The 8,412-nt window shown below is 72.8% G+C and carries 9 protein-coding genes; 3 read left to right on the top strand and 6 right to left on the bottom strand.

Annotated features, from left to right (window positions below; genetic code table 11):
• The 4 genes from E1283_RS26545 to E1283_RS26530 all read right to left on the bottom strand — a co-directional run.
• Positions 1–889 (bottom strand): GGDEF domain-containing protein (locus E1283_RS26545; RefSeq protein WP_132820683.1); only part of this gene is annotated, 889 nt, incomplete at its 3' end.
• Positions 890–939: 50 nt separating this feature from the next.
• Positions 940–1,752, bottom strand: a complete 813-nt coding sequence (locus E1283_RS26540; RefSeq protein ID WP_132820682.1) for an enoyl-CoA hydratase/isomerase family protein — start codon at positions 1,750–1,752, stop codon at positions 940–942.
• 48 nt (positions 1,753–1,800) lie between these two features.
• Positions 1,801–2,904 (bottom strand): adenylate/guanylate cyclase domain-containing protein, encoded by a 1,104-nt coding sequence (locus E1283_RS26535; RefSeq protein WP_425086233.1) that lies wholly within the window; start codon positions 2,902–2,904, stop codon positions 1,801–1,803.
• Positions 2,905–2,981: 77 nt separating this feature from the next.
• Positions 2,982–3,839, bottom strand: a complete 858-nt coding sequence (locus E1283_RS26530) for a biotin--[acetyl-CoA-carboxylase] ligase (RefSeq protein ID WP_132820680.1) — start codon at positions 3,837–3,839, stop codon at positions 2,982–2,984.
• A 151-nt stretch (positions 3,840–3,990) separates the two neighbouring features.
• Here E1283_RS26530 and E1283_RS26525 point away from each other — a divergent pair, with 151 nt between their 5' ends.
• The 3 genes from E1283_RS26525 to mmpB all read left to right on the top strand — a co-directional run bounded on the left by E1283_RS26525 (position 3,991) and on the right by mmpB (position 6,056).
• A complete protein-coding gene (locus tag E1283_RS26525) occupies positions 3,991–5,586 on the top strand; it encodes an acyl-CoA carboxylase subunit beta (protein WP_132820679.1) in 1,596 nt (531 codons plus the stop codon).
• A gap of 11 nt (positions 5,587–5,597) precedes the next feature.
• Entirely contained in the window at positions 5,598–5,831 is a 234-nt protein-coding gene (locus E1283_RS26520) for an acyl-CoA carboxylase subunit epsilon (RefSeq protein ID WP_132820678.1), read from the top strand.
• A gap of 93 nt (positions 5,832–5,924) precedes the next feature.
• Entirely contained in the window at positions 5,925–6,056 is a 132-nt protein-coding gene (gene mmpB / locus E1283_RS39520; RefSeq protein ID WP_279571294.1) for a morphogenic membrane protein MmpB, read from the top strand.
• Here the strand turns inward: mmpB and E1283_RS26515 are convergent.
• Together E1283_RS26515 and E1283_RS26510 are read right to left on the bottom strand one after the other, a co-directional pair.
• Positions 6,046–7,689 carry a CotH kinase family protein gene (locus tag E1283_RS26515; RefSeq protein WP_132820677.1) on the bottom strand — a complete coding sequence of 548 codons (1,644 nt, stop codon included), beginning with the start codon at positions 7,687–7,689 and terminating at the stop codon, positions 6,046–6,048. The two genes, mmpB and E1283_RS26515, sit on opposite strands and share 11 nt — an antisense overlap.
• Entirely contained in the window at positions 7,689–8,366 is a 678-nt protein-coding gene (locus tag E1283_RS26510) for a DUF4956 domain-containing protein (protein ID WP_132820676.1), read from the bottom strand. Before E1283_RS26510 ends, E1283_RS26515 begins: the two co-directional genes overlap by 1 nt.
• Positions 8,367–8,412 lie beyond the last annotated feature (46 nt).

Here is an 8,412-nt window from a genome sequence, read left to right as displayed (position 1 = left end):
GCTCCAGCTCGGCCGCCCGCCGGCACACCTCGCCGGCCGCCCGCTCCACCGCCTCGGCGCCGACCCCCACCGCCAGCAGACAGAACTCGTCCCCGCCGAGCCGCGCCGCCAGCGCGCCGGGCAACGCCGCGCCGCACCGCGAGAGCACCGAGCCGAACCGTTCGAGAAGCCGGTCCCCCACCGCGTGCCCGAAGGTGTCGTTGACCTTCTTCAGACCGTTCACGTCGCAGACCACCAGGCTCACCACCTCCCCGGTGGCACGGTGCCGCTCCAGCGCCTCGTCCAGGCGTATCTCCACCGCCCTGCGGTTGGCGAGGCCGGTCAGCGGGTCGGTGAACGCCAGCCGCCGCGCCTCCGCGAGCCGCTCGTACTGCACCAGACCGGCCGCGATCACCGAGGCGAGCACCGAGGCGAAGTCCGCGTCCTCCCGATCGAAGACCGCCGCGCCCCTGGCCCGCGCCACGTACAGCTCCCCCCAGGCCCGCCCGTGCAGCACGATGGGCGCCACCACGCAGCTGCCCCGCCCCCGCCGGCGCAGCACGGCCACCCGCCGGCTGCCGCGCGGCCCGTCCGCCGTCTCCACCCAGGCCCGGGGCTCGGCGCCCCGGGTCCACCGCTCGTGCAGGAACTCCGTGATCTCCGGGAAGTCGTGCACCGGATACGACTCGTCCGCCGGGAACGCCTCCTCGCCGGGCGCCAGCTCCCCGGCGTTGACGAGCACCCGCAGCCGACCGCGCTCCCGCTCCCACGCCGACAGCGCGGCGAAGTCACCACCCAACGCCCGCCGCGCCCCCTCGGCGGCGGCGTCCGCGACCTCCGGCAGCGCCTGGGCCGCGGCCATCCGCTGCGCGAGCTCCACCACGGCCCGCAGCCGGCTCTCCTCACCCATACGCCCAGGCTATGGGCGTTCGGGGCGCTTTGGGTCGTTACGCTAGCCCTTCACTCCCCTGGCCAGTCCGGGGTGCGCTTCTCGTTGAAAGCCGCCACGCCCTCCTTCCGGTCGAGCGAGAAGGCCACGGTGCGCCAGGCCGCGTCCTCGACCTCCAGACCGGAGCGCAGGTCGAGCCCCGAGCCGGTGCGCAGCGCGCGCTTGGCCGCCCGCAGCCCCACCGGCGAGTTGACGGCGATGGCGCGGGCCAGCGCCAGCGCCTCGTCGCCGGCCCGGCCGTCCTCGGTCAGCACGTCGACCAGGCCGAGCTCCCGCGCCTCGGCCGCCGCCACCCGACGTCCCGTGAAGATCAGCTCGGCCGCCCTGGCCGCGCCCACCCGGCGCGGCAGCAGCTGGGTGCCGCCCCCGCCCGGGATCACGCCGACGGTCACCTCGGGCAGGCCCACCACCGCCGTCGGGTCGGCCACGATCAGGTCGCAGGAGAGCGCGAGCTCGAAGCCGCCGCCCAGCGCGAAGCCGCGCACCGCGGCGACGGCCGGCACGGGCAGGTCGAGCACCGCCGTGAACGCGGCCCGCAGCACCGTCCGGTGCCGGCCGAACTCCGCGTCCGACAGGCCGTTGCGCTCCTTGAGGTCGGCTCCGACGCAGAACGCCCGGTCGTGGCTGGACGCCAACGCCACGGCCCGCACCCGCCGGTCGGCCGACAGATCGGCGCAGGCGGCGGTGAGCCGCCACGCCAGCTCGGTCGACAGCGCGTTCATCGCGGCCGTCCGGTCGAGCGTCAACTCCGCGACGTGCGCCGCCTCGTCGATCCGCACCGACACCCACTCGCCATACCGCTGGGTCACCGTTCCATCGCTCATGGCCGGCATTATCCGGCCGGCCGGCCACGAGAAGGCAGCGGTCGGCGGCTACGAAGTCTCGCCGCGCCGGCTCAGGAGCCACGGCTCGATGATGCCGAGGCCGCGCACCGGGCGCTGGTAGAGGGGTTGGAGGGCGAAGCGGTAGCCGGCGGACCGGCCGTCGGCCGTGTCGGCGGCCTTCTCCGACTGGGGGGCGAGGCCGGCCCCGGTCAGTTCCTCGCGCATCACGCCGTCCACCAGCACCATGTCCTTGGGCGCTATCGACGTCAGCCGGCTCGCCAGGTTCACCGTGTTGCCGAAGACGTCGCCCATCCGGGTCGTCACGGTGCCGAACGCGATGCCCACCCGCAGCTCCGGCATCATCGGGTCGTCGCCCAGGGTCTCCACGAGGCGCAGCCCGATGTCGGCCGCCAGGCCGGGGTCGTCGGCGGCGAACAGCACCTCGTCGCCCAGCGTCTTGATCAGCCGCCCGCCCTCGGCCGCGATCTGGTCGGCCGCCGTGGTCTCGAACGCCTCGACCAGCTCGCCCAGCTGCTCCTCCTCGAGCCGCCTGGTCAGCCGGGTGAAGCCCACCAGGTCGGCGAAGCCGATCGCCAGCCTACGGTCCACCATCTCCGCGTCGTCCTGGGCCTGCACCACCCGGCCGGTGGCGGCCGCCAACTGCCGCCGCCACACGTAGACCAGGAACTCCTGGAGCTCCGGCAGCAACAGCTCGACCAGCGGGTACGCCACCTCGCTCCTGGTCATCCCCGGCTCCGGCGGCTCGGTGAGGCCCTCGAGGAACGAGTCGATCTGCCAGTCGGCGAGCCGGGCCGTGGTCTGCCCGGTCGACCTGGCCACCTGGACCGCCATCGACTCGCTGAGCAGCCCCGCCTCCACGAGACCGGCGAGGCGCCGCAGCGCCAGCACGTCGGCCTCGGTCAGCGCCCGCGCCTGGCCGACGTCGGGAAAGCCCATCGCCCGCCAGAACCTGGACGCGAGATCGAGCGGGACGCCGGCCGCCCTGGCGGCCTGGAACGGGGTGTACTGCCGCTCGGCACCGATGATCAGTGCCTCCACCCGCAGCGCGACGCTGTTCTCCTCGTCCTCCGCCGGGTCGCCGCCGGCGGCGGTGGGCTCGGGCCTTCCCGGATCAGACTCGGACACGGTCACCGCCCTCGCCCGCACCGCGCCCGTCGAGCCCTTCGCGCGTTCTCACGGCCCCAACCCTACGGCAGGTGTGCCCTATGTCACGTCGCACGGAGGTGGATGATGTCCGCGGCCGCCACCGGCTGGCGAGATCCGGCCGACTCGATGACCAGCCGCCCGTCGCCGTCCAACGCCACCGCCTCGCCGCGCAGCTCGCCGCCGCCCGGGAGTTCGGCCCGCACCTGCCGGCCGAGCGTGGCGCAGCCGGCCGTGTAGGCGGCGTCGAGACCACTGCCCGCCGGGTCGCCGCCGGCCTCGGCCCAGCGCCGGTACCAGTCGGCCAACGAGCGGAGCACCGCCCGCAGCAGCGGGTCCCGGTCCGTGGTGATCGCGTTCGCCAACCGCAGCGAACCGGCGGTCGGCACCGGCAGCTCTTCGGCGCGCAGCGAGACGTTGAGGCCGATGCCGAGCACCACCGTCCCGTCGTCGCCCGACACCCGCTCGGCCAGGATCCCGCCCAGCTTCCGGTCCTCGCCGTCCACCGGGACCAGCAGGTCGTTGGGCCACTTGAGCGCCGTGTCCACGCCGCCGACCCGGGAGACCGCCGTCGCCGCGGCCACCCCGGCGAGCAGCGGCAGCCAGGTCAGCCGGTGTGCCGGGACCCCGTCCCGCTCCGGGTCGAGCAGCACCGAGAAGAAGAGGCCGGATCGTGCCGGTGCCGTCCAGCCGCGGCCCAGCCGGCCGCGGCCGCGCGTCTGTTCCTCGGCGATCAGCACGGTGCCGGGCGCGGCCCGGCCGGCGCGCGCGGCGTCGGCGAGGTCGGCGTTGGTCGAGCCGGTCCGCTCGACCACGTCGATCCGGGTCCACAGGCCGTCCGGCCAGATCAGGGCGGTGCGCAGCGGCGAGACGCGCAACGGCGGGCGGTCCAGGTCGGACCAGCGGCTCTCCTGGGGAGTCATGCCGACAATCTATGCGGCCCGTCCGGGGGAGCGTCGGACGGGCGGCGGCGACTCGGCACGTGTGTGGCGGACGCCGCACGGGCCGATCCACCTGGCCGCCGTTACCCTACGGAGCGGTAGCTGTTCGGTAGCCACCCGAGGACGAGGAGCCATGCCGGTGCCCGAGGACATCCACACCACCGCGGGGAAGATCGCCGACCTCAGGCGGCGGAACGCGGAGGCCGTCAACGCCGGCTCGGCGCGCGCCGTGGAGAAGCAGCACGCCAAGGGGAAGCTGACGGCCCGGGAGCGCATCGAACTGCTCCTCGACGAGGGGTCGTTCACCGAGCTCGACGAGTTCGCCCGGCACCGCTCGACCAACTTCGGCATCGAGCACAACCGCCCCTACGGCGACGGCGTGGTCACCGGCTACGGCACCGTGGACGGCCGCCCGGTCTGCGTCTACTCGCAGGACTTCACCGTCTTCGGCGGCTCCCTCGGCGAGGTCTACGGCGAGAAGATCGTCAAGGTGATGGACTTCGCGCTGCGTACCGGCTGCCCGATCGTGGGCATCAACGACGGGGGCGGCGCGCGGATCCAGGAGGGCGTGGTGGCGCTCGGGCTCTTCGCGGAGATCTTCCGCCGCAACGTGCACGCCTCGGGCGTCGTGCCGCAGATCTCGCTGATCGTCGGCCCCTGCGCGGGCGGCGCCGTCTACTCGCCGGCCATCACCGACTTCACGGTGATGGTCGACAAGACCTCGCACATGTTCATCACCGGGCCCGACGTGATCAGGACCGTCACCGGCGAGGACGTCGGCTTCGAGGACCTGGGCGGGGCGCGCACCCACAACACGCGCTCCGGGGTCGCGCACCACATGGCCGGGGACGAGAAGGACGCCATCGAGTACGTCAAAGCGCTCCTCTCCTATCTGCCGTCCAACAACCTCTCCGAGCCGCCCGCCTACGAACAGCGACTCGACGACGGGGAGTTGGCGACCACCGACGAGGACCGCGAGCTGGACGCGCTGATCCCGGACTCCGACAACCAGCCCTACGACATGCACCACGCGATCGAACACGTGCTGGACGACGGGGAGTTCCTGGAGACGCAGGCGATGTTCGCGCCCAACGTCATCACCGGCTTCGGCCGGGTCGAGGGCGTCCCGGTGGGCGTGGTCGCCAACCAGCCGATGCAGTTCGCCGGTTGCCTCGACATCAACGCCTCCGAGAAGGCCGCCCGCTTCGTCCGCACCTGCGACGCGTTCAACCTGCCGGTGCTGACCTTCGTCGACGTGCCCGGCTTCCTGCCCGGCACCGACCAGGAGTACAACGGCATCATCCGGCGCGGCGCCAAGCTGATCTACGCCTATGCCGAGGCCACCGTGCCGCTGGTCACCGTGATCACCCGCAAGGCGTTCGGCGGCGCCTACGACGTGATGGGCTCCAAGCACCTCGGCGCGGACCTCAACCTGGCCTGGCCCACGGCGCAGATCGCCGTGATGGGCGCCCAGGGCGCGGTCAACATCCTGCACCGGCGCACGCTCGCGGCGCTGGAGTCCGAGGAGGAGCGGGAGACCACCAGGGCCCGGTTGACCGCGGAGTACGAGGCGGCGCTGCTCAACCCGTACGCGGCCGCCGAGCGCGGCTACGTCGACGCGGTGATCGAGCCGTCCGAGACCCGGCGGCACGTGATCCGCGGGCTGCGCGCGCTGCGCACCAAGCGGGACCGGCTGCCGCCGAAGAAGCACGGGAACATTCCGCTGTGAGAGGTGGGTTCATGAACGGGACGCCGGAGCGGATCAGGGTGGTGCGGGGCAACCCCACGCCCGAGGAGCTGGCCGCCGCCGTGGCGGTGGTGCAGGCGCGGGCCGCCGCGGCCGCCGCCGAGGCGGCCGCGACCGCCGACGGGCCACGGCCGGCGTCCGCCTGGTCGCACCCGGCCCGCACCGTGCCGCGGCGCCTCCCGACGCCGGGTCCCGACGCGTGGCGGACCAGCTTCTGGCCGTCCTGAGCCGGCCCCGGTTTCGGTCCCGGTTTCGGTTTCGGTCCGGATCTGAGTACGGGTACTCAGGCGCCGGCGGGCCTTCCCTGTCAGCCTGGTCCCATGCTCTGGTCCGATCTGGCCGAACCGTCCGACGCCGAGCGGGAGTTCCGCGCCGCCCGGGCCATGCTGCGCCGCGCCGGCTGGGTGCTGGCCGTCGCGGCGCCGCTGGTGTTGCTGCTGCTCAGCGGGTGACCGCGGCCTCCTCCTCGGTCTCCGACCCGGCCTGCGTGGTCACGTTCTCCCGCAGGGTGTCGGCCGCGGCGGCGAGCTCGTCGGCGTCTGCGCCGGCGTCCTCGGCCCGCTCGACGAGCTCGTCGAGGATGTCGAACGCGGCGCCCGAGCCGTAGAAGGCGTCGTGGAGCTCGCCGCGGGCGTCCGCGTAGACCTCGTCGAAGGCGTCGGACTCCAGGAACCGCTCCTTGAGGGCGTTCCCGGCCATCATGCGGCTCTCCGCCCCGTCCTCGGGGCCGCCCTCACCCGGCGATCCCTCGTCGCCCTCGCCGCCCTCGCCGCCGGGGGGCGGCCCGCACTCCGCGGTCTCCTCGGTGCCCTCGGGCGTCGTCAGGCCGTCGGGCGGTTCCATCCCCTCGGGCGGTTCCATCCCCTCCGGCAGCTCCATACCCTCCGGTGGTCCCTCGGCGCCGCCCATGCCCATGCCCATGCCCATGCCCATGCCGCTGAACGCCAGGTTGAAGTCCCAGCCGAGCACCTCGAACGTGCGGCTGGAAAGGTCGTACCAGAGCAGGTAGTTGCTCCCGGGGCCCGACATGTCGTCGAAGTTGCCCAGCAGGTCCTGGGTGGCCACGTAGCGCGCGAACGAGTCGACGTTCACGTGGTCGGCCAGCTCGGCCGCGAACTCCTCGTCCGAGGACTCCTCGACCCACCGGATGAGGTCGATCACCGGCTGGAGGTCCTGGCTGCCCCTCTTGTTCAGCTGCTTGAAGTCGTCCTGGTACTCGGTCGGATCGTCCCCCCGGTAGCTGAACCGGCTGCTGGCCCGCGACTTGTAGAGCACGCCGTCGTCGCCCAGCGCGGTCGCGTAGCCGGCGCTCGGGTTCTCCACCACCAGACGGGTGGTGGCCGGCCGGTTGTTGACCGCGAAGGAGGAGAACGCGAACCGCTCGGCCGGCTGGTCGGACTCGGCCATCAGGGAGAGGGACAGCGCCTCGTTCAGCGGCACGTCGGCGCCACTGCCCGGCCGGACCGAGATCTCCTGGTGGCCCTGGTAGGCGCGACCCTCGATGTACTCGTCGATCCTGATCAGCCAGGGCAGTTCCTCCGGCCGGTCGGCCGACAGGGTCACCATCCCCCCGCCGGCGGGACCGGCGATCACGGGGCCTTCCTCGTCGCCCTCCGACGGCATCTCGCCGCCCGGTCCCGGGCCGCAGATCACCAGGTCGCCCCGCATGCCCTCCGCGCCGCCGGGGCCGCCGGGGCCGCCCCCCGAGAGCGAGGACAACGTGGAGTTGCCCTTGAGCCGGATACCCACGCTCTCGATGAAGGTGCCGTCGACGGTCAGGTCGGCCTCGATGTACTCCTTCTCGCCGTCCCCCTCGAAGGACGCCATCAGCTCGGCGAAGTCGTCCTCGTCGTACTCCAGTTGGATCGAGTGGGCGACCGAGGAGTCGTACAGGTCGACCGCCCCGGCGATGTCCTCCGTGATCCGGTCGCCCTCGCCGTCCGACGCGCTGGTCACGACGGCGGTGACCCTCACGTCCCCGAAGAACGTCAGCGTCACCCCCAGCGCGCCGACCAACGCCGCCGCCGGCCGCCAGTGCTGCCGCAGCCGGACGGGCACCCGGTGCCGCAGCCGTCGCCCGGCCATCACAGGTCCGTCTGGTCGTAACCGGTCAGCACCGAGACCCGCTGGCCCGCGGTGCGTTCCTGGACGGCCGCGACCAACTGGGCCGGTGCGACGCCCTTCTTCATCCGGACCGTGTAACACAGCTCGGCCAACGCGCCGCCGCGTATCGACTCCGTGCTGACCAGCTCGAACTCGGTGGTGTACCGGATCAGCACGTCCTCGATCCCCGCCGTGTGGTCCTCACCCGCCGGCACCTGCGCCTTGACCACCTGCCGCTGCACGTTGAGGTGGAACACGTTGAACCGGTGCATCACCAGGATCACCGCGCAGACGGTGATGCCGCCGATGAGCGCCAGCGTGTAGAAGCGGGCGCCGCAGGCCATGCCGAGGCCCATCACCAGGAAGATGAAGCCGACGTCCCTGGTCTCCTTGATGGCGTTCCTGAACCGCACCACCGACAGCGCGCCCACCAGCGAGAAGGCGCGGGCCAGGTTGGAGCCCACCACCAGCAGGATGAGCGCCACGATCATCCCGACGATCACCAGCGTCTGCACGAACGACTGGCTGTAGGAGACGTTGCGGTGGGTGGCCCGGTAGACGAAGCCGGTCATCATGCTGAGCGCGAACGACAGCGCCAGACAGACGATGACGTCGGTGGTGCTGAACGTGCCGCTGAGGTCCTGGAGATCATCGAACATGGGTGGGGGCCGTTTCTTCGAAGGCGGGGGTCTCGAACTGGTGGGT

This window comes from Streptomyces hainanensis (assembly GCF_004348415.1).
Lineage (GTDB): Bacteria > Actinomycetota > Actinomycetes > Streptomycetales > Streptomycetaceae > Streptomyces > Streptomyces hainanensis.
This window is presented reverse-complemented; position numbering and strand designations above follow the sequence as displayed.

What these genes read in the sequence shown, in the direction of transcription:
- E1283_RS26525 (WP_132820679.1), top strand. Translation starts at nt 3,991, where the DNA reads ATGCCGGTGCCCGAGGACATCCACACCACCGCGGGGAAGATCGCCGAC.
- E1283_RS26520 (WP_132820678.1), top strand. Translation starts at nt 5,598, where the DNA reads ATGAACGGGACGCCGGAGCGGATCAGGGTGGTGCGGGGCAACCCCACG.
- E1283_RS26515 (WP_132820677.1), bottom strand. Translation starts at nt 7,689, where the DNA reads ATGGCCGGGCGACGGCTGCGGCACCGGGTGCCCGTCCGGCTGCGGCAG.
- E1283_RS26530 (WP_132820680.1), bottom strand. Translation starts at nt 3,839, where the DNA reads ATGACTCCCCAGGAGAGCCGCTGGTCCGACCTGGACCGCCCGCCGTTG.
- mmpB (WP_279571294.1), top strand. Translation starts at nt 5,925, where the DNA reads ATGCTCTGGTCCGATCTGGCCGAACCGTCCGACGCCGAGCGGGAGTTC.
- E1283_RS26540 (WP_132820682.1), bottom strand. Translation starts at nt 1,752, where the DNA reads ATGAGCGATGGAACGGTGACCCAGCGGTATGGCGAGTGGGTGTCGGTG.
- E1283_RS26510 (WP_132820676.1), bottom strand. Translation starts at nt 8,366, where the DNA reads ATGTTCGATGATCTCCAGGACCTCAGCGGCACGTTCAGCACCACCGAC.